Raw genomic sequence first — 19,405 nt, forward strand, 5'->3', positions numbered from 1 at the left:
CGGATCGACTCGACGGACGTCGTCGAGTTGTGCTGGTACTACGGGGAAGTGACTAGTGAGCGGGAGTTGCGCTCAGAGCTCGTCTCATTCCAGGTTTGTCGATCTTGCCCACCGGGTTTCGGGGAAGCGCATCGACGACGTAGATCGCCACTGGCACCTTTACTCGGGTGAGCAAGGCCGTGACATGTTCGAGCAGTTCGTCTTCGGTGACGGGCGCATCGGGGTAGGCGACAACATAGGCAACTGGCACCTCTCCGTAGACCTGGTGCGGAGCGCCGATGACGGCTGCCTCGAGCACGGAAGGGTGTGTAGCGAGCGAGTTTTCGATCTCCTTGGGGTAGATGTTCTCTCCCCCACGGATGATCATGTCCTTGATGCGATCGACCAGGGTCAGGTAGCCGTCCTCGTCGAGGACTCCGACGTCACCGGTATGCAACCAACCATCCTTGACGGTCTTCGCAGTCTCCTCCGGCTTACCCAGATAGCCACGCATCACGTTGCCACCCTTGATGACCACCTCTCCGGCAGTCCCGGCGGGCGCAAAGGTTCCGTCCTCGGCAAGAATGGAAATCTGCTGGCCGGGCAACGCCGGGCCGACCGTACCGAGTTTGCGCACGCCGTCCACAGGATTGCAGGCCGACGCACAGGTCCCCTCGGTGAGTCCGTAACCTTCCACGATCACGAAACCGAAACGCTGCTCAGCGCGTTCGAGGAGTTCCTTGCTGATCGGCGCCGCACCGCACACGGCAAACCTCAAGGACGACGTGTCGATCGAAGGGTCTTCCGGCTGTGAGGTCAGCATCGCGTAGATTGCCGGCACCGCCGAGAAATACGTGGGGCGAAGCCGCGCGACGTCGTCGAAGAATCTCGAAACCGAGAACTTCCCGGTGACACTCACCTGTCCGCCGACAAGTAAGGGCGTCAAGACGCTGACGCAGATCGCGTTGACATGGAACAGCGGCAGAATCAGCAGGCAGTGATCCGCGCCGGTAACACCGATGTTCTTGCCCATCGACGAAGCCATGAACTGCAGGTTGGCATGAGTCAGCATCACTCCCTTGGGCCGTCCGGTGGAGCCGCTGGTGTAGATGAGCAACGCCAGATCGTCTGCTGCAACATCGATTCCGGGTCGGGGATCGGTCGGCGGCACTGTCGCCAGATCCTCGACGCCCAACACTGCGCGGCCGCCCGAGGGTGCGTCGGCAGTGGCGGTGATGACCAACTCGGCCCCGGAGTCCGCGATCTGGTAGTCCGCTTCGTTCGCGGTGAACATCGGATTGATGGGTGTAGCGGCAGCACCGATGCGCCAGGCAGCCATGATCGCGATCAGCAACTCGACGCGATTGGGCAGCATGATCGCCACCACGTCACCGAGGCCGATTCCGAGTCCAGCCAATTGCGCGGCAACAGCTTCCGTGCGATCTGCGAACTCTTCATACGTGAGTTCGACGTGGTCGTCCCGCAAGCACGGCTTCTGCCCGTACTTCTCTGCAAGATCCCAAGCCAGATATCCGATGTTCGCCACGAGAGTCAGCACCTTTCATTCGTGTGTGACTCAAAACACTATCGGCGTCCTGCGGCCGAAGAAACGGTCCCAGGGGATCAACTTGTCCAGGTTCTTTGTTCCCTGAGCACAACACCACACGTACGGTATGCATCAGTTCGACGGCTGATGCAACACCTCGTGGGCGCGTCTGGTCACCACCTCGGAGATCCGGCGCAAGACAGGTGACGACAGTTTCCACTGCTGCCAGTACAGCGGAACGTCGTCCACGAAGTCCGGATCGAATCCGATCAGCACGCCGGAGCGATCGTCGTCGCCGCGCTGCAGGTCCGGTATCAATCCCCAGCCGTATCCCCGCCTGACGGCGTCCGCGAAGTCTGCCGATGAAGGAACAAGATGACGGGGCGGATCGGCGGGGTGGCCGACCTTTTGATCGAGGTAGCGATCCTGCAGTAGATCCTTGCGATTGAACACAACCAGCGGCGCCTCCGAAAGGGATTCGGCCGTGACACCGTCTGCGAACCAACGACGGCAGAACTCCGCACTCGCCATCGGCCGATACCGCATGATGCCCAAACGGCTGGAGGTACACCCTTGAATCGGTGACGCAACAGAGGTGACGGCAGCCATGACCGAACCGTCGCGCAGTAGTTCAGTGGTGTGGTCTTGATCGTCGAGATGAAAATCGAAACTGACTTCTTGCGTGAACTCCGCGAGGGCCCCGAGAACCCAGGTGGACAGCGAATCGGCATTGACCGCGATCGAGACGCGTGCAAACATCCCTGAACCATTTTCAAGGCCGAGTTCTCGCACGGTGTCACGCGACAGTGCGTCTATCTGACGGGCAAGACGCAGGACTTCTCTCCCCGAATCGGTGACCCGGATGGGTTTGGTGCGCTGCACCAGGATCCGGCCAACCGAGGTCTCGAGACCTTTGATTCGTTGGCTGACCGCCGAAGGCGTGATGTGTAACTTCCGCGCCGCCGCCTCGAAGGTTCCCTCGTCGACCGCGGCGTGCAATGCCCTCAGTTGCTCGAAATCCAACATAATCTGAAGCTACTCTGATGCATCCTAAGAATCATTAGCTGGACTGACTGAAATCCGAGCGGCAGGCTCGACGACATGCTCAGCACCAACGACCCTGCGTCGGCCCTCGTCGGTTTCGGGGTCGGACTGTCTTTGATCGTCGCAATCGGCGCCCAGAATGCGTTTGTTCTTCGTCAAGGCCTGACGCGATCACACGTACTCCCGATCGTCGCAGTGTGCGCGTTGTCAGACGCAATTCTCATCCTCGCGGGCGTCAGCGGAATCGGGACCCTCCTCGAACACGCACCGTCGATGATCACGTTCGTTCGTATCGCCGGCGCCGTTTTCCTCCTCAGCTATGCGCTCTTCGCCGCCAAGCGGGCACTTCACCCCCAGACGTTGGCGCCGGATCGACATGGCAACGGGTCGAGGCTTGCCGCCGTCACGATGGCATTGGCTCTCACCTGGCTCAATCCACACGTGTACCTCGACACCGTCGTGCTCATGGGTTCCATCGCCAACGGTCGCGGCGAGATCGGACGTTGGTGGTTTGCCGCCGGTGCCATCACGGCAAGTGTGGTCTGGTTCGGCGCCCTCGGTTACGGCGCACGTCTGCTGACGCCGCTTTTTGCGAAACCCAACGCCTGGCGGGTTCTCGATGCTCTGATCGCCGTGATGATGGCGGTTCTCGGAATCAGCCTGCTTGTCGAATTGTGACCAGGCTGCACAACCTCGATCCGACCCTGCGGGTAGCGCGATGGGTTACCGTCCAAGGTGAGGAAGCTCAATTCACCTGTCGCGAGTTGTGACCATCAGGTAGGGCTGATCACGATGACCGAGGACGATGGCGGCACCGAACCGCGTGACTCCAACCGCGGACTGGGTTTGCTGTGTCTACTCGCTGCGGTCGCCGGCGTCGGGGTCGGATTTGTCGGCGGCGCGTTCCGTTGGTGTCTGATCAGGGCCGACGAACTTCGTCAGGCGATCGTGAACTGGGCGCATCACGTTCCGTACGTCGGGTGGCTCGTGCCGGTCCTCCTGGTGGCCCTGTGTACCGTACTTGCCGTACTGATCGTCAGACGAGTGCCCCTCGCAAAGGGAAGCGGCATCCAGCACGTCGAGGCGGTGTCCCGCGGTGAAGCGAAACCGCCGGGAATCAATCTCGTGCCCGCCAGATTCATCGGCGGCCTCTTGGCGATCGGCTCCGGTCTGGTTCTCGGTCGTGAAGGCCCCACCGTACACATGGGTGCGGCGATCGGAGCAGAAGCGGGACGGCGAGCCCGCCTCACCGAACCCGACGTCGCCATGCTGCAAACATCCACGGCCGGAGCAGGTCTCGCTGTCGCATTCAACGCGCCGATCGCGGGAGCACTGTTCGTCTGCGAGGAGGTGACGCACTCGTTCCGGCTGCGCACCGTGCTGCCAACCCTTTTCGGTGTTTCAGTGGCGGTGGGCTGTGCACGGATCGTCATCGGTGATCAACCCGATTTCGAAGTCGGCACCGTCCCGACACCTCAACTCGCATTCTTGCCACTGTTCGTCGTCTTCGGAATCCTCACGGGGCTACTGGGTATTGCGTACAACCGCCTGATTCTAGGACTACTCGACATCGTGGCACGGCTCGACAAGATCCCACCGACTGTCATCGGCGCAACGATCGGCGCCGTCATCGGCCTGACGCTGTTCCTCGACCCGTTGGCCAGTGGGGGCGGCGACGTTCTTGCACAGATGATCGTCGGCGGAAGGACCTTCGTACTGCCGATCCTGCTGCTGTACTTGGTGGTTCGGTTCTTCACCGGCCCGCTCTCGTATGCCGCTGGAACTCCCGGCGGACTGTTCGCTCCCTTACTCGCTCTCGGCGCGCTCTGGGGGTCGATCTTCACCGGACTGTCGAGCTTCGTGCCCGGAGTGGACGCCGGGCTCACGGTCACCATGGCCACCGTCGGTATGGCGGCCTTCTTCGGCGCCGTAGTACGCGCACCGTTCACCGGCATCGTGATCGTGGTCGAAATGACCGCGGTGACGTCGACGCTGGTCCCGATGCTCGCTGCCACTGCGGCAGCGGTATTCGTCACCACGTCGGCAGGGTCGGCACCTATCTACGACAGTCTGCGCGAACGGATGTTGGAGCCGCAACGCCCGCATACGGATTGATCCCCGCACACGGGTCATTGCAGCACGGGTGCGCTACGTGAATTTCAGAATTTGCAGATGACTTCCTCGGAGAACCTGCGTACCGCATCTTTCTTCGCTTCCAGGTCGCAGTCGAACCCGAGGCCGTACATGGCCCAAGGAATGACGATCGATTCCGTCACTCCGCTATCGGCCAGTTCCAGGGAGCCGTCGAGACCGAAGCGATCGGCGCAGACGGCCTGAATTTCGAACGGGGACTCGGCGCGCCCGTACTCGACCCGCAGGACGCCGATCCTCGCGATGAGAGCTTGCAGATCAGCGAAAGAGACTGTAGCCGAGGTCCAACCGTCACCCACTCGCGCTGCACGGCGCAATGCGGCCGCGGAATGTCCTCCGATGTAGATGGGGACGGGATCGACCGGCGCCGGGCTCATCTGCAGCCTGTCGAAGTCGAAGAACTTGCCGTGATGTTCGACCATACCGCCGCCTAGAACCAGTCGCAGTACCTCGAGCATCTCGTCGACTCGCGGGCCTCGATCCTTGGGGGAAGCGCCGCACCACTCGAATTCCTCTGGCGCCCAGCCCACACCGACCCCGAGACCGAAGCGGCCTCCTGTCAGATTCGCGACCGACCCCACCTGGCTTGCCAGCAGCAGAGGATTGCGTGAGCTGAGCTCGAGCACCTGCGGATAAAAGCGAATCTTCGACGTTCCGGGCCCCATGAAGGCCGCGGCAATCATGGGGTCTACAAATGGTGTCTTCGCGTCCCACATCCGCACACCGTCAGCGGTATACGGATACCCGGTAGCGCCCCGCTCGGGAAAGAACAGTGAGTCGGGCATCGTGATCGAAGAAAAGCCGCATTCTTCGGCCACTTTCGCAAGTGCAACGAGTTGAGAGAGGGGAATCATCGCCACGGCGAGGCTGAACTTCATCGGAAGATCCCTCTGTTCAGTTGACCGGAGCGACTGAAGTGCCTCGATGAGCTCGAAGTCGGTTCGCACCGATCGGCTTGGGAGACAGTGGATCCTGAACAGTCACTTCTTGCAACGCCCAGTCATACGACAACTCCCCCGCAGTGCGGTCGAAGCATCAGCCACCCTCGGTTGGACAAGGACGTGTTCGAGGTTACAAAGCTCCCGCTACTTCGGCTCGGCGGCTTCCCGCCAGGCGGACACATACCAAGAACTTCGGGGTCCTGGTGACACCTGGCACCCCACTCCCCCTGATTTCGCACCGTGCAACCTGCGAATCGGCCTACTGATGCAAGGGAGTTCCGACGTAGTTCTCGGCGATCAGCGTTCGTCCTGCCACGGAACGCGTGACCATGTCCAACTCGGCCAACTGTCGGCGATGCCCGAAACCGCTGTCGTCTGGCAAGCGATGGAGCATCGACGACATCCACCACGAGAAGTGCTGCGTCCGCCACACACGCGGCAACACCGTTTCGGTGTACCCGTCCAGCATCTTTCGGTCGGACGAGGTGAAGAAACCGTCCATTGCCTTCGCCAGTGCGTAGACGTCGGCGATCGCGAGATTCATTCCCTTCGCGCCGGTCGGCGGCACGGTGTGCGCCGCATCCCCGGCAAGAAACAGGTTGCCGTGCTGCATCGGCTCACACACGAAGCTGCGGAACTGGAGGATCGACTTCTGAAAGATCCTGCCGTCCTTGATCTCCGCCCCCTCACCGTCGACGCGCATGTGCAGCTCGTCCCAGATTCGATCGTCGGACCAGTTGTCCACGGAGTCGTCCGGATCGACCTGAAGGTAATGACGCTGTACCTCGGGCGTCCGTGTGCTGATCAGTGCAAACCCGCGCTCATGGTTGGCATAGATCAGTTCTTCGGACGACGGCGGCGCCTCGGCCAGGATGCCGAACCACGCGAAGGGATACTGGCGGAAATGATCTGTTCGGATCGACGGTTCGGGAATCAGCTTTCGCGTTCCGGTGCGTGAACCGTCGCAACCGGCCACCAGGGCGCACTCGAGCTTCTGATCATTTCCGTCCGAGTCGACAAAAGTGATACTCGGGCGATCCGATTCGTGATCGTGTACTTGCGCGTCGGACACTCCGAATCGAATGTCCCCGCCGTCAGCGAGACGCCGCGCGATCAGATCCTTGAGCACCTCGTGTTGCGGATAAACCGTGACTGCTCGCCCGTCGGTCAGTTCGTCGAACGCGATTCGGTGCCCTCGTCCACCGAATCGCAACTCGATTCCGTGATGTTCGAGGCCCTCCCGCTTCAGTCGATCACCGAGTCCGGTCTCGACCATGAGATCAACCGTGTTCTGTTCGAGCACGCCGGCACGAATGGTGCCTTCTACCTCTTCGCGGGTGCGGCATTCCAGGACAACCGAATCGATTCCCTTCAGATGCAACAGATGCGAGAGCATCAACCCGGCGGGACCACCACCGACGATTCCGACCTGGGTGCGTGAAGAAGACATACAGAGAGCTCCTGAGGTGAATGACGATTGAGACCACCCTCGACCACGATCACTCCTCTGAACAGCTGCAATTTCACTCAGTGAAAGACCGAAACGAGCTATCGAAACCCACCGCTACCAAGCCCGCGTGATATTCCACGGGCGGCCGCGACCAACGCCGGCAGTAAAGGAGCCGGATCCTGCTCCACCGGAACAACTGTCGAGACCGCTGCCACGACACTGCCCCCGGCTTCGCGGACAGGAGCGGCGACGGCAAGGGTTCCGACGTTCAGATACTCACGACAGACCACGAATCCGGCGCGCCTGATCTCGTCGAGAGTTGCTCGCAAAATCCGCTCGGAAGTAATGGTTTTGGGAGTGAACGACTCGAGGCCGGCGCGAAGGACGTCGTCGAGAAGCTCGGTTCCGCCGTGCGCGAGGAGAATCAATCCACCGCTGGACGCGTGCAACGGCAATCTTCCGCCGGCACGGCCGACCACGGTGACGGCGCTACGCGAGGACAAGCGCTCGAGGTACAGAGCCTCGGTGCCCTCACGAACGACCAACTGCACGTTCTCTCGGGTGACCTCGTACAGGTCCTCGAGGAACGGCAACGCCACCTGCCGTAGGCCGTGAGCGCCGGGAGCAAGAGCGCCGATCTCCCACAACCGGACTCCGACCTGGTACTTGCCGTCACTCCGACGCTCGAGTGCGCCCTCAGCCACCAACTGCCCACACAGTCGGTGGACGGTGGGCAGAGGCAAGCCGCTGCGACGACTGATCTCCGACTGCGTCAACCGCGGCGATTTCGCGTCGAAGGCACCGAGCACGATAAATGCCCGGCCGATCAACGAACGCTCGCCTGATGCCATTCACACAGTGTGACTGACATCAGGCGAAACGTGTTCAGGCGGTGCGGAGCTACGCGGAGTGCGCCAACTCCGGTTCGCGTTCGGTCACCGGCGGCGTGGCCTCGATCTTCATCGGCTCCTGCGCGTAGTGGAAGTGCGGACGACGGTGACCGATAAACGAACCGAACCACGACATCACAGCGACATACCGGTTGCGGAAGCCCACCAGATACATCACGTGCACGGCCAGCCACATGAACCAGGCGATCGTGCCCTTGAACTCGACCTTGCGGACGCGACACACAGCGCTGAATCGGCTGATGATCGACATGCTGCCCTTGTCGAAGTACTTGAAAGGCGTTCCGGCCTTGACCTTTCCGTTCACAGTCTTCGCTGCGTGACGGCCACCCTGCATTGCAACGGGCGACTGACCCGGCAGACCGTTCAGCGAAGTCATGTCGCCGATGGCAAAGACGTTGGCAAACCCGCCGACGGTCAAGTCCGGATTGATGAGCAGACGACCTGCACGGTCACTCTCACAACCGGTCGCCTCGCCGAGCACTGCTGCGAAGTCGTTGGCGCGAACACCGGCCGACCAGATGACGGTCTCGGCGTCGATGCGCTTCTCTTCCTTGGTCTTTGCCGAAGAGACGGTGACACCGTGCTCGTCGATGGCGGTGACCATGGTGTTGAGAACAACCTCGACACCCGACTTCTCGAGCGAGGCCTGTGTGTACTCACTGAGCTTGCCGCCGAAGGCCGGAAGCGCAACGCCCGCGCCCTCGACCATGGTGACCGTGACCTCGTCGGCGCTGATGTTGTTAATGGACTTGGCGAAGTAGCGACGCGCCAGTTCCTTGATCTGTCCGGCGAGCTCGACGCCGGTCGCGCCTGCACCGACGACAACGAAGCTGAGCAGGTTGCGGCGAACCAGCGCGTCGTTGGTGGTGTGAGCCTCTTCGAAGCAACGCAGGATCTGCTTACGCAGGACCTCGGCATCCTCGACGGTCTTGAGCTTGTAGGTGACCTTTTCGAACTCGTCATGACCGAAGTACGCCTGGGTGGCACCGGTGGCTGCGATGAGCGAGCGGTATCCGAGAGTGTGGCGGGTGCCCGAAGCCTCGTAGACGACGGTGTTCTCTTCGGCGTTGACCTCGACGACGCGACCGAGACGCACGTCGGCGTTGGGGTACTTCTGCAGGATCGTGCGGATGGGCGGAGCAACTTCGCCTGCCGACAGAACACCAGTCGCCACCTGGTAGAGCAGCGGCTGGAAGAGGTGCTCGGTGGTGGCGGAGATGAGGACGAACGGCGTCTTGGACTTCGCGAGGGTCTTGGCCGCGGCGAGGGCTCCGAATCCCGAACCGACGATGACTACCTGAGTCTGCTCGTGTCCAGTCGCGTCGATGTCAGCGCGACCCGCAGCTGTTCTATCCACAACAAATCTCCTCAACCAAATTGAAAGTATGACTATTACGGTATGGACTGATCATGGGTCGGGTCCAGCTAGCTGGAGTATTCGCAAGACTGTTATCTCGATTGCTCATAAGTAAGCTGTCCTCATGGACTTCCGCCAACTCAAGTACTTCCTCGTCGTGAGCGAGGAACTGAGCTTCAGTCGCGCTGCCGAGCGCTGCTTCATCTCGCAGTCGGCGATCAGCCATCAGGTCGCCCGACTGGAGAAGGAGCTTGGCGCGACACTCTTCGAACGCTCGACCCGAGCCGTTCGCCTTGCCCCGGCAGGATCGCGACTCGTGCCCATCGCGCAGCAAGTCCTCAGCCTCGAAACGATGGCCTACTCCGTCGCACGGGACCCACGAGCCCGGATCCGGATCACCGGAAACATGAGCTTCGCCGCTCAGACGCTGGACGCCATCGCACACGTGCGCGAACTTCATCCGGACCTGGACGTCGAGTTCGTCATCAAGAGTTTTGCCCACCGCATGGACGCCGTGGCCTCCGGTGACGCCGACATCGCGCTGATTCGCGGCGGCGTCGACCGCCCCGGACTCGAACCCTTGGACCTCGGCGTCGAAGATCTCCTGGTCGTCATGTCGAGCCGGCACCCCCTGGCCGGCCAGCAAAGCGTCGACCTCAATGATCTGGCCGCATACCCCCTGCTCCTGCCGCCGCGCCAAAGCCAGGTGCTCATTCACAAGGTGGTCGAGGACGCGTTCCGCGAGATAGATCGACGCGTCCAACTGGGCCCTGCAATTCCGAGCGATCACACAGCCACGCTGGACGTGATCACCAACCCGCGCGCCTGGACCCTGCTGTATTCGATCACCGCAGGCGAATCTCCACGCGCCGGCATCAGCTTCATGCGAGAATCGAACGGCCGCTTGCGAATTCCCGTCTCGGGAGTGACCCGCAGCGGCGCCACCCACTCGACCGAGTTCGCCGATCTGATCCAAGCGCTCAAGGACGCCATGAATCCGTCTTTCACTGAGTGAAAGTGCGATGGCGATCAACTCCCCTCACGGAGCAACGTGCTCCACAACCATGTGATGCGGCGCGCGGTTGCATCCCTTTACCGAGGAGCGGCCATGACGCGTTTGCTGAGCGAACCTGTGTGGGAATCGAAGATCTTCGACGGCGAATGGGTTCGCGGTAGCGCCGACGATCGCATTGTCGTCGAGCCGGCCACCGGCAAGCAGTTGACGACGGTCGGCATGGCAACACCAGACGACGTAGCAGCCGCTGCAACAAAAGCTACTGCCGCTCAGAAGGATTGGGCAGCAAGGCCGTACACCGAACGAGCCGCCGTTCTACGCCGCGCCGGTCAACTGTTCGAGCGGTACGCCGACGAAATCGGCGAATGGGTAATCCGCGAGGCCGGCAGCATTCCCGCCAAAGCCGGACTGGAAACCCACACCGCTGCCGAAGAGTGCTACAACGCAGCAGCTTTGGCCGCACACCCCGTCGGCGAGGTGCTGCGCTCGGAGCAACCGCGGCTGAGCTTCTCTCGTCGCGTCCCCGTCGGCACCGTCGGCGTCATCGCACCGTTCAACTTCCCGATCATTCTGTCGATCCGTGCAGTCGCTCCCGCACTGGCACTGGGTAATTCGGTGATCCTCAAGCCTGATCCGCGCACGGCGATCTGTGGCGGTGTGGTTCTTGCCCGCATCTTCGAAGAAGCCGGTCTGCCTGCCGGAGTGTTCGGCATGCTGCCGGGTGGCGCTGACGCCGGTGAGGCAATCGTGGTTCATCCGAGCGTTCGCGTCATCGCATTCACCGGGTCGACCCGGGCAGGACGCGCTGTCGGTGAACTGGCGGGCCGCCATCTCAAACGAGCACACCTCGAACTCGGGGGAAACAACGCACTGATCGTCATGGACGACGTCGACCTCGAAAAGGCCGCATCTGTAGGCGCTTTCGGATCCTTCATGCACCAGGGGCAGATCTGCATGACCACCGGCCGCCAGCTCGTCCACGAAAGTATCGCCGCCGACTACACCGCACTCCTTGCCGAACACGCCGACAAGCTTCCGGTAGGCGACCCGTTCACCGGTCAGGTCGCACTCGGACCCATCATCGACGCCGGACAACGCGACCACATCCACTCCCTGGTCACCGGAAGCATCGCGGCCGGAGCAAAACTGGCGGCCGGCGGCACCTACGAGGATCTCTTCTACCGGCCCACCGTGCTGGCCGACACCCCACTCACCGCGCCGGCATTCGCCGACGAAGTCTTCGGGCCAGTCGCACCGGTCACCTCCTTCGCCACCGTCGAACAAGCCGTCGCCATAGCCAACGATTCCGAGTACGGACTGTCACTGGGCATTCTGACCTCCGACGCCATGCGAGGGCTCGAGCTCGCCCAACAAATCCCCACCGGCCTCGTACACATCAACGATCAGACCGTCGGCGACGAAGCAGTCATCCCGTTCGGCGGTATGGCGTCTTCGGGTAACGGTGGCCGCGTCGGCGGTATCGGCGCAAACCTCGACGCCTTCACCGAAACGCAGTGGGTGACTGCGCAGAGCGCACTCCCGGTCTACCCCTTCTAGTCCGGAACACGCCGAGTTGGTCCTGAATACACCGAACTGACCCCAGGGGCTCACTGACCAGCATTGACGGGATCGATCTCGCGGACTTACCATCCAGAGAAAATTACTTCGGCACATTAAGCAATTTCTCTTGTAATTCCCGAGAAGGACCCACTTGACGAATTCAGTGACGACCGACAGCGCTGCGCAGCCAACGGTCCACGACACCCCGGATGTATCCGTCGTAACATCGCCGCGCCGCGAGGCCGTCATCATCGGGGCGCTCAGCCTGGCCGCGATGATCGTCTCGATGATGCAGACACTGCCCGTCCCGATTTTGGGGCGTATTCAGTCCGATCTGGGCGCATCCGCGGCCGGCATCAGTTGGGTGACGACGGCGACGTTGCTGTCGGCCGCCGTTTTCACTCCCCTGTTGGGCCGCTACGGCGATCAGCACGGCAAGAAGCGCACGCTGGTCGGCGTTCTGGTCGTCATGGTCATCGGTTCGATCGTCGCCGCACTGGCACACAATCTGCCACTTCTCATCCTCGGACGCGTCCTCCAGGGGACCGCCACCGCCATCTTCCCGCTGGCTCTGTCGGTCCTGCGCGAAGAGGTCCGCCCACACAAGCTTCCCGGCGCGATGGCATTGGTCAGCGGAACTCTCGCATTCGGCAGCGGGCTCGCCCTCGTAGCCACCGGACTTCTCACATCGGCTCCGGATGCCGACTACCGCAACGCCTTCTGGATGGCCACCGGGTTCGCGTTGCTTGCCCTCGTCGCCGTAATCACGCTGGTTCCGGCAACCAAGCACAAGAGCGGCGGGCGCGTCGACGTCATCGGCGCGCTGAGCCTGGGCGCTGCACTCCTTCTGCTCCTGTTGTCGATTTCGCAAGGCCACCAATGGGGTTGGTTCTCACCCGTGACCATCGGTGTTTTCCTGGGCTCGATCGTGATGTTCGCAGTCTGGGTCTGGATCGAGAAGATCGTCGACGAACCACTGGTCGACATGCGAATGTTCGTCCACCGGCCCGTGATGATGGCGAATCTGGCGGGGGTCATGCTGGGCTTCGGAATGTTCGCCAACTTCCTGGGCATCTCCTATCTCGTGCAGCTTCCCCACGCCCTCACGGGATACGGATTCGAAGCCAGCATTCTGCGTGCGTCGGTGGAATTCCTGCTGCCGGGTGCGATTGCCTCGCTGATCGCAGCACCGATCGGTGGGCGGCTCATCAGAGTGCGTGGGCCACGCTTCGTCCTGGGACTCACCGCCATCTGTGGTGCGGTGCCGTTCGCCTGGCTCGCGTACGACCACACGCACACCGCGTCGGTCATCGGTGCCGGCATCGTGATCGGCGCCGCCGTGAGCCTGGGCTACGCGGCCATGCCCGCGATCATCATGTCGAGCGTTCCGCGACACCAGAGCGGAATAGCCAACGGCATCAACTCGATCTCCCGTTCCACCGGCAGCGCCATGGGCAGTGCAGTGGTGACTACGATTCTCGCCTCGATGACCATCGCGAACCTGCCAGAGGGCGTATCCGCTCTGCCCAGCGAATCCGCCTTCACCGTCACCTTCGTCACTGCCGCCGTAGCTTTCGCTCTGGTCGGCCTGGTGGGTTGGTCAGGCCTCCCCAAGAGTGCGTCGACGTCTGTCAACGGCAGCGCGTGAACAGGCCTGCTCCGAACAGCTCCGCATTCACGAGATGCCCATGCGTGTGAGCATTGTGCGAGGATCGGCGGGAGGTAGCAGGTCTCGAAGCTGAGCGGCTCGGCGGTCGGTGAACTGCCGACACGCGTCGTCGTCGGAGAACACCCAGAAGTCCCCACGCGCTATTGCTTCGGTCATGTGCTCGGCGGCATCGAGCGGGTCGAGTCCGGATTCGACGTTCGCCTGTTGCATTGCATCGAAGACAGCGTTTGCCGTGACGTTCGTAGTCGGCGCGTCACGCTGGGCCGCACGAAAGATCTCACTCCGGATCGAGTGTGGAACAACAGCACTGACCTGAATCGGAGAGTCGACCAACGACAGATCTTGGTGCAAGCTCTCGGTCATCGCCAGCACCGCGAACTTACTGACGATGTACGGTCCTTGCACCGCGGCGCTGTTGATCCCGCCGACAGAAGACAGATTGGCCACACACGCCGGCTTACCCACCTTCAACATCAATGGCACGAAAGCACGAAGGCAATAGAAGACGCCGTCGACGTTGATCTCCATCAACCGTCTCCACCGCGCACCACTGACTTCCCACAGCAACCCGGCCGTCTCCACTCCGGCATTGTTGACCAGCAACTCGACGCTGCCGTGACGATCGAACACATTGTCCGCCATCCTCTTCACGGCATCGGCATCCGCTACGTCCACTCCATGAACGTCAGCTCTCCCACCGGCCGTGCGAATGTCCTCGGCGACGAGCGACGCACGCGCCTCGTCGATGTCGGCAACGACCACCGTCATTCCCAGCCGCGCAAGGTGACGGGCGAACCCTGCACCGATACCGGCCCCCGCACCGGTCACGACGGCCGTGCCGGTACCGAACCGGCGTTCAGCGTGGGACATCTCCACTCCTCGGGTTGTGTCGCCGAAACTATTGCTCGACAAAGACTTCAGATTCCTTCGGGCAGAATGTTGGGATTGCACCACGTCGGTGGCTCACGTCTGGGCATCAGCCCTTGCCCGTCGAGCGCCTTCACGACCAGATCCTGATACCAGGGAAAATGAAGACTGAACGCTAAAAGGCCGGTCCGCTCGGCCGCGGGAAGAGAACACATGGCCAGTACCGTCTCGGCAAGATACTCGACGGGCTCGGTTTCGTATCCATCCGGAATGAGTGCGTCGGCGCCGGGAGTCGAGATCGCAGTGGAAGGCCCCACCGAGTTGACCGCGATATTGTCGTCCAGCACCTCCGCGGCGAGGCCCTGTGTGAACCTGTGCAGTGCTGCCTTCATCGACGCGTAAATCACGTCACCCGACGTCTTGTTGTAGTCGCGGAAGGGCCTGATCGGATTCAGTCCCGTCGAGGAACCGATGTTCACGATCCAGCCTGCGCCGCGCTCTCGCATGTAGGGGATGGCTGCCTTCGACAGGGCGAACGGCGCGCGAATGTAGTGGTCGAGGGTCCGATCGAACGTCGCCAGCGACATCTTCTCGATCGGCGCGTAGTCGGCAAACCCGGCATTGTTCACGAGGATGTCGATACCTCCGGTCCGCGAGACGACCTTCTCGATCAATCCGTCGCGAGCCTCGGAATCCTCGAGATCGGCCGGAATGGCAAGTGCACGACCGTGTTGCGACTCGATCATCTCGACGGTCTCGGACAACGTACCGCCGATGACGACATTACTGTCGGCACGGACTGCCGCGGTAGGCCGAGTCGACCGTGCGGTGACGACCACGGTTGCCCCCTCTGCCGCCAGTCGCCTGGCGATCGCCCTGCCGATGCCTCGACTGCTCCCGGTCACCAGCGCGGTCTTCCCTACCAGCGAGTGATTCAACTGCTCCTCCAAGGCTCTTCCACTTCACGACATCGAACACATGACGTATGTGTTCGACCTGAGTTCGACTGCATTTCACGCAATCGTTGTCCGCCATGTTGCATCATCCGATTCTGTTGCACAGCAACGATTCCCGCCTGACGGGAGGTGTCGAAATGCCGGGCACATGACCAAATCCGCTATCTCCCGCTGTGTGAGATCGAAAGCATCACAACGGGTTAGGGGAAAGTAATCTTCACCAATGGCAGATGAAACGCTCTACGTGATCGATCGGATAGTCACGAAACCGGGATGCGGTCGACAGTTCGTCGACGCGCTACTCGACCAGTATTTGCCGAGTGCACAGCGTCGCGGCATGACACTCGCCGACGTACTCGTCAGCCCTCCGTTGTGGTGCGATCAAGACCCGAACACCTTGACCGTCACCTGGACGGTCGACGGCACGGCCGGCTGGTGGTCGATGACGCGCCAGGGCCGCAGAGACTCCACCCTCAGGCAGTGGTGGGATGCAATGGCTCCGCTCATAATCGAACGGAGTCGCTCCATGGCCGCCGCAGCAAAGGACATCGAAGGACTGAGCAATGTATAACGTGACAAGAGTCGTGCACGCCGCCAACGGGGCGGGCGCCGACGAGTGGACCGCTGCAGTGAAGAACATTGCCGCAGTTGCCGAATCGTCGAACGCGCTGCGTCGTCTCGTCTGTACGACACTTCCCGGCGTCATCAACGGCGGAGATCTGATCGTCCATCTTCAGTTCGAAGACGAGATGGCTTGGCAGACAGCCCGAGATGCGGTCGACGACAGCCTGCGCTGCGCCGCCGTCGACCACTTCCACGGTGCCGAGTACTCGCCCGGGACCACGGGACGTTCCGGCGCCGAAGCCGCCGGTCAGGTGTACCGAGCGCTGTTCATCCGGGTATCCCCCAGCACACCCCAGGACGTACTCGAGGAATTCGAACGGGATCTGCTCAGGATGCCTACCCATATCTCGTCGATCTGCGCCTGGCGTCTCAGCCGAGTCGACGCAGCGACCGGGCACACACCATGGACTCATGTCTGGGAGCAGGAGTTCACCGATCTCGGCTCACTGCAGACCCAGTACCTCGATCATCCGATTCACTGGGCAGTGGTGGACCGGTGGTTCGACCCCGAATGTCCCGAGGCCGTGGTCCACGACAGAATCTGTCACACGTTCGGCAATCTCACCGAGAGACTCCTGACAGTGAAGTGATCTGCCTACTCGATACCGAGCGCCTCGCGCGTCATCGCCCAAAGCTTCTGTCGCGCAGGCTCGGTCAGCGACAAAGACGGGATAGTGAGGAAGCCGTGGAACAATCCTTCGAAGCGATGATGGCGCACCGAAACGCCAGCCGTCGCGAGCATCTGCGCATACGCGTCACCTGACGAACACGGCGGATCGAGTTCGGCTGTCACGACGACAGCAGACGGAAGACCGGCGAGCGTCTCCGCACGCGTAGGAATCACACGGGCGTCGTCGCGACCTTCAGGCGCGTATTGCTGCCAGTACCATTCCATCGCTGCGGCTGTGTTGTAGTGACCCGTGCCGTAGAGCCGGTACGACTCGGTTTCGAAGTCGTCGTCGATCACTGGGTAGATGAGAACCTGAAGGGCGATTTCCGGACCACCCCGATCCCGAGCGGCAATAGCCACAGTCGCCGCGAGGTTCCCTCCCGCACTGTCGCCCACAAGTGCGATTTTACCTGCGTCGGAACCGTATTCGGCAGCATGCTTGCTGGCCCACGCCACCGCGGCGTAGACGTCGTCGTGGGCTGCCGGTGCCGGATGCTCCGGCGCCAACCGATAGTCGACGGCAACCACTACTGCGCCGACTCCCTGCGCCATCGATCGACAGAATTCGTCGTGACTGTCCAGATCGCAGAACACGAAACCGCCCCCGTGAGCGAAGACCACGAGAGGAACGTCGTTCGAGGTTCCATGCGGACGAAAGACGCGAATTGCCAGATCTCCACCGGGACCGTCGATTACGTGATTCTCGACTGAAAGCATGTCGGGAAGACCCGTCAGCGGCGCACGTCGGTTCCGAATCAGAGTTCGTAGCTCCGACGGCGGGACACTGGTGACATCCGGGAATCCAGCGTTGAGGGTTGCGAGCATCGTGGTGACTTCCGCTTGAATCGTCATATCGTCTCCTGGTCTCTCAGCCCGGCGGGTGGCGCTACGTCTGCGCCGGCATCCGCGTTTGTCCACTTGGCGTGTGATCACGTCAACGTAGATCGCCCACCACCAAGCAAGGAACCCGCTCTCCCGATCAGTGGTCCGTTTCCGCCGACGAGCACCGGAGGCGTCCGATCCACAGGGTGGCCTTCTTCACAAAGCAGAAAAAACATGTCATCATTCCTAATCGAAATAGCCTTGTCCAGGGCAGTTGTCCAACTTGACTACGGGATAGCAGAGGGAACACATGTCGCTCCAGCTCGAGGTCGATCCCGCAACGCCGAACGCCTTCCTCGACCGAGTCTCTCTGCTACTGGATGCGTTCGGCGGTCGAGATCGTCTCACCCTCGCCGAGATTGTCCGACGAACCGGGCTTCCAAGGTCTTCAGCCCACCGCATACTCGACCATCTGGTCCAACTTCGGTGGCTGCACCGCAGCGGCCGCGATTACACGCTCGGGTTGCGGCTCGTGGAACTCGGCTCGTTGGCCGTGTACCAGGACAGACTTCACTCAGCTGCGCATCCGCACCTGTACGAATTGCACCGGCGTACCGGACTGATCGTCGAGATGACGATTCTCGACGGCTCAAATGTGGTGTGCCGCGCCCACATGGCAGGTCGTTTCGCCAGCATGATTCCGAATCGGATCGGTTTCAGCACGCGCGCAGACGGAACTCTCGTCGGCAGGGTCCTCCACACCTTCAACAACGAGCGAGGAGAGGCGGCCGACGAGGTCCGAAAAACCGGCGTGGGATACGGCCGTGACACGCCGATCGACGGATTCGGCACGATCGCCACTCCGATCGGCCCGATCGGCGTCGCGACCTCCGCGCTGTCGATCTGCGGACCGCTCCGACAAATGCCGCTCGACGAGCGGAACTCGCCTCTCACCGGGCTTCTTCGGGAAACAGCCGCTTCCCTGTGGCGAAATGCGGGCGTCCGGACCACCGAAAGCATGCGAGCTCAGTAGGCACGAAGACTAGGCACGAAGACTAAGCACGAAGACTGGGCACGAAAACCTCGACAGCACAATTCTATTGGCGTGGGGCAGAATCTGGAGAGTTGTACCTCCGCACGCTCAGATCAACTTCCAACTACCGGCATTGACGGGCTGCGGCAAGCCGAGAGCGTTGGCGTCGCCTTGCGCGAATCGAGCGGCGGCCTCATCGATGTCATCGAGCAACTGAGCGGCGAGGTCGATCTCCATCTGAAAATGGCGGCCTATCCATCGCAGACTCATCTCGGTAAATGCCCAGGCGGGTTCATTCTCCGAGTTATCGGCGTGTTCGATTGCCTTGAGCTTCTTTGCCTCGAGGTTGTCGATGTGATCGAGCACTATCGACTTGAGCTGATCGGGGTCGTTGAGGTGGCCGACCCACAGTCTCAACATCACTCCATGTTTGAGAACGGGGGTTTCGATCTCCGATCGGCGTGACCATGATCTGAGAGCCTCGATACCGGATTCGGTTATCGTGAACACTCGTCGACGACGCCCACCTGATTCCGAAACCTCCCGCGAACTGACGAATCCCAGCGTTTCCAGCTTTTTGAGCTCGGTATAGACCTGGCTCACCGACGGGCTCCAGTAATAGAACCCGATGCTCCAGTCGGCCCAGCTTTTCAGATCGCTGCCACTGAGTTCTTCTCCGAATGTGAGCATTCCCAGCACTGCCCAACTTGTCGCGGGCAATGCCGGGTAACACGCAGTTGCGGGATCAGGCACCGGCCCAGACTAACAAGACGTCGACCATCTGACACCGACTTGCCCACCGAGTGGTCT

Annotated in this window: 18 protein-coding genes; 8 read left to right on the top strand and 10 right to left on the bottom strand. The window is 61.6% G+C overall.

Translation table 11 applies throughout. The features are described 5' to 3' along the window. Positions 1–52: 52 nt before the first annotated feature. Both G9U53_RS05455 and G9U53_RS05460 read right to left on the bottom strand, forming a co-directional pair. Complete coding sequence (locus G9U53_RS05455; protein WP_165638423.1) at positions 53–1,525, bottom strand: AMP-binding protein; 1,473 nt, start codon at positions 1,523–1,525, stop codon at positions 53–55. Between the two features lie 132 nt (positions 1,526–1,657). Further along, a complete protein-coding gene (locus G9U53_RS05460) occupies positions 1,658–2,551 on the bottom strand; it encodes a LysR family transcriptional regulator ArgP (RefSeq protein ID WP_030536105.1) in 894 nt (297 codons plus the stop codon). Between the two features lie 75 nt (positions 2,552–2,626). On the opposite strand from G9U53_RS05460, the gene G9U53_RS05465 reads away from it, so the two are divergent. Next, positions 2,627–3,247 carry a LysE/ArgO family amino acid transporter gene (locus G9U53_RS05465; RefSeq protein WP_042451547.1) on the top strand — a complete coding sequence of 207 codons (621 nt, stop codon included), beginning with the start codon at positions 2,627–2,629 and terminating at the stop codon, positions 3,245–3,247. A gap of 114 nt (positions 3,248–3,361) precedes the next feature. Beyond that, the gene (locus G9U53_RS05470; RefSeq protein ID WP_042451676.1) at positions 3,362–4,684 is read left to right on the top strand and encodes a ClC family H(+)/Cl(-) exchange transporter; all 1,323 of its coding nucleotides are present in this window, start codon (positions 3,362–3,364) and stop codon (positions 4,682–4,684) included. A gap of 44 nt (positions 4,685–4,728) precedes the next feature. Here G9U53_RS05470 and G9U53_RS05475 read toward each other — a convergent pair whose 3' ends face one another. The 4 genes from G9U53_RS05475 to G9U53_RS05490 form a co-directional block, all read right to left on the bottom strand. Beyond that, a complete protein-coding gene (locus G9U53_RS05475) occupies positions 4,729–5,598 on the bottom strand; it encodes a TIGR03619 family F420-dependent LLM class oxidoreductase (RefSeq protein ID WP_042451679.1) in 870 nt (289 codons plus the stop codon). A gap of 322 nt (positions 5,599–5,920) precedes the next feature. Further along, positions 5,921–7,111, bottom strand: a complete 1,191-nt coding sequence (locus G9U53_RS05480; RefSeq protein ID WP_007730544.1) for a 4-hydroxybenzoate 3-monooxygenase — start codon at positions 7,109–7,111, stop codon at positions 5,921–5,923. 98 nt (positions 7,112–7,209) lie between these two features. Beyond that, positions 7,210–7,962 carry an IclR family transcriptional regulator gene (locus G9U53_RS05485; protein WP_003943227.1) on the bottom strand — a complete coding sequence of 251 codons (753 nt, stop codon included), beginning with the start codon at positions 7,960–7,962 and terminating at the stop codon, positions 7,210–7,212. 49 nt (positions 7,963–8,011) lie between these two features. Beyond that, positions 8,012–9,379, bottom strand: coding sequence for an NAD(P)/FAD-dependent oxidoreductase (locus G9U53_RS05490; protein ID WP_003942969.1), 1,368 nt, complete (start codon positions 9,377–9,379; stop codon positions 8,012–8,014). A gap of 124 nt (positions 9,380–9,503) precedes the next feature. Here G9U53_RS05490 and G9U53_RS05495 point away from each other — a divergent pair, with 124 nt between their 5' ends. The 3 genes from G9U53_RS05495 to G9U53_RS05505 all read left to right on the top strand — a co-directional run bounded on the left by G9U53_RS05495 (position 9,504) and on the right by G9U53_RS05505 (position 13,602). Continuing rightward, the gene (locus G9U53_RS05495) at positions 9,504–10,394 is read left to right on the top strand and encodes a LysR family transcriptional regulator (protein WP_058038355.1); all 891 of its coding nucleotides are present in this window, start codon (positions 9,504–9,506) and stop codon (positions 10,392–10,394) included. Positions 10,395–10,487: 93 nt separating this feature from the next. After that, on the top strand, positions 10,488–11,951 hold the full coding sequence (locus tag G9U53_RS05500) for a benzaldehyde dehydrogenase (RefSeq protein ID WP_118604653.1): 1,464 nt from the start codon (positions 10,488–10,490) through the stop codon (positions 11,949–11,951). A 154-nt stretch (positions 11,952–12,105) separates the two neighbouring features. Further along, positions 12,106–13,602, top strand: coding sequence for an MFS transporter (locus G9U53_RS05505; RefSeq protein ID WP_207624036.1), 1,497 nt, complete (start codon positions 12,106–12,108; stop codon positions 13,600–13,602). A gap of 27 nt (positions 13,603–13,629) precedes the next feature. Here G9U53_RS05505 and G9U53_RS05510 read toward each other — a convergent pair whose 3' ends face one another. After that, on the bottom strand, positions 13,630–14,493 hold the full coding sequence (locus G9U53_RS05510) for an SDR family NAD(P)-dependent oxidoreductase (protein WP_064075097.1): 864 nt from the start codon (positions 14,491–14,493) through the stop codon (positions 13,630–13,632). Positions 14,494–14,540: 47 nt separating this feature from the next. Further along, positions 14,541–15,428, bottom strand: a complete 888-nt coding sequence (locus G9U53_RS05515; protein WP_165638556.1) for an SDR family NAD(P)-dependent oxidoreductase — start codon at positions 15,426–15,428, stop codon at positions 14,541–14,543. A gap of 241 nt (positions 15,429–15,669) precedes the next feature. Between G9U53_RS05515 and G9U53_RS05520 the strand changes: the two genes are divergently transcribed. After that, positions 15,670–16,017 (top strand): hypothetical protein, encoded by a 348-nt coding sequence (locus G9U53_RS05520; protein ID WP_007730530.1) that lies wholly within the window; start codon positions 15,670–15,672, stop codon positions 16,015–16,017. After that, positions 16,010–16,660, top strand: a complete 651-nt coding sequence (locus tag G9U53_RS05525) for a Dabb family protein (RefSeq protein WP_165638424.1) — start codon at positions 16,010–16,012, stop codon at positions 16,658–16,660. The genes G9U53_RS05520 and G9U53_RS05525 overlap by 8 nt, the downstream gene beginning before the upstream one ends. A 5-nt stretch (positions 16,661–16,665) precedes the next feature. On the opposite strand, the gene G9U53_RS05530 is transcribed toward G9U53_RS05525, so the two are convergent. Further along, positions 16,666–17,592, bottom strand: a complete 927-nt coding sequence (locus G9U53_RS05530) for an alpha/beta hydrolase (protein ID WP_165638425.1) — start codon at positions 17,590–17,592, stop codon at positions 16,666–16,668. 280 nt (positions 17,593–17,872) lie between these two features. Here G9U53_RS05530 and G9U53_RS05535 point away from each other — a divergent pair, with 280 nt between their 5' ends. Beyond that, positions 17,873–18,595, top strand: coding sequence for a helix-turn-helix domain-containing protein (locus G9U53_RS05535; RefSeq protein WP_007730520.1), 723 nt, complete (start codon positions 17,873–17,875; stop codon positions 18,593–18,595). Positions 18,596–18,703: 108 nt separating this feature from the next. Here the strand turns inward: G9U53_RS05535 and G9U53_RS05540 are convergent, their stop codons facing one another. Further along, entirely contained in the window at positions 18,704–19,285 is a 582-nt protein-coding gene (locus G9U53_RS05540) for a PadR family transcriptional regulator (protein WP_050656919.1), read from the bottom strand. Between the last annotated feature and the right edge of the window lie 120 nt (positions 19,286–19,405).

Source organism: Rhodococcus sp. D-46 (assembly GCF_011290655.1).
Taxonomy (GTDB): Bacteria; Actinomycetota; Actinomycetes; order Mycobacteriales; family Mycobacteriaceae; genus Rhodococcus_F; species Rhodococcus_F qingshengii.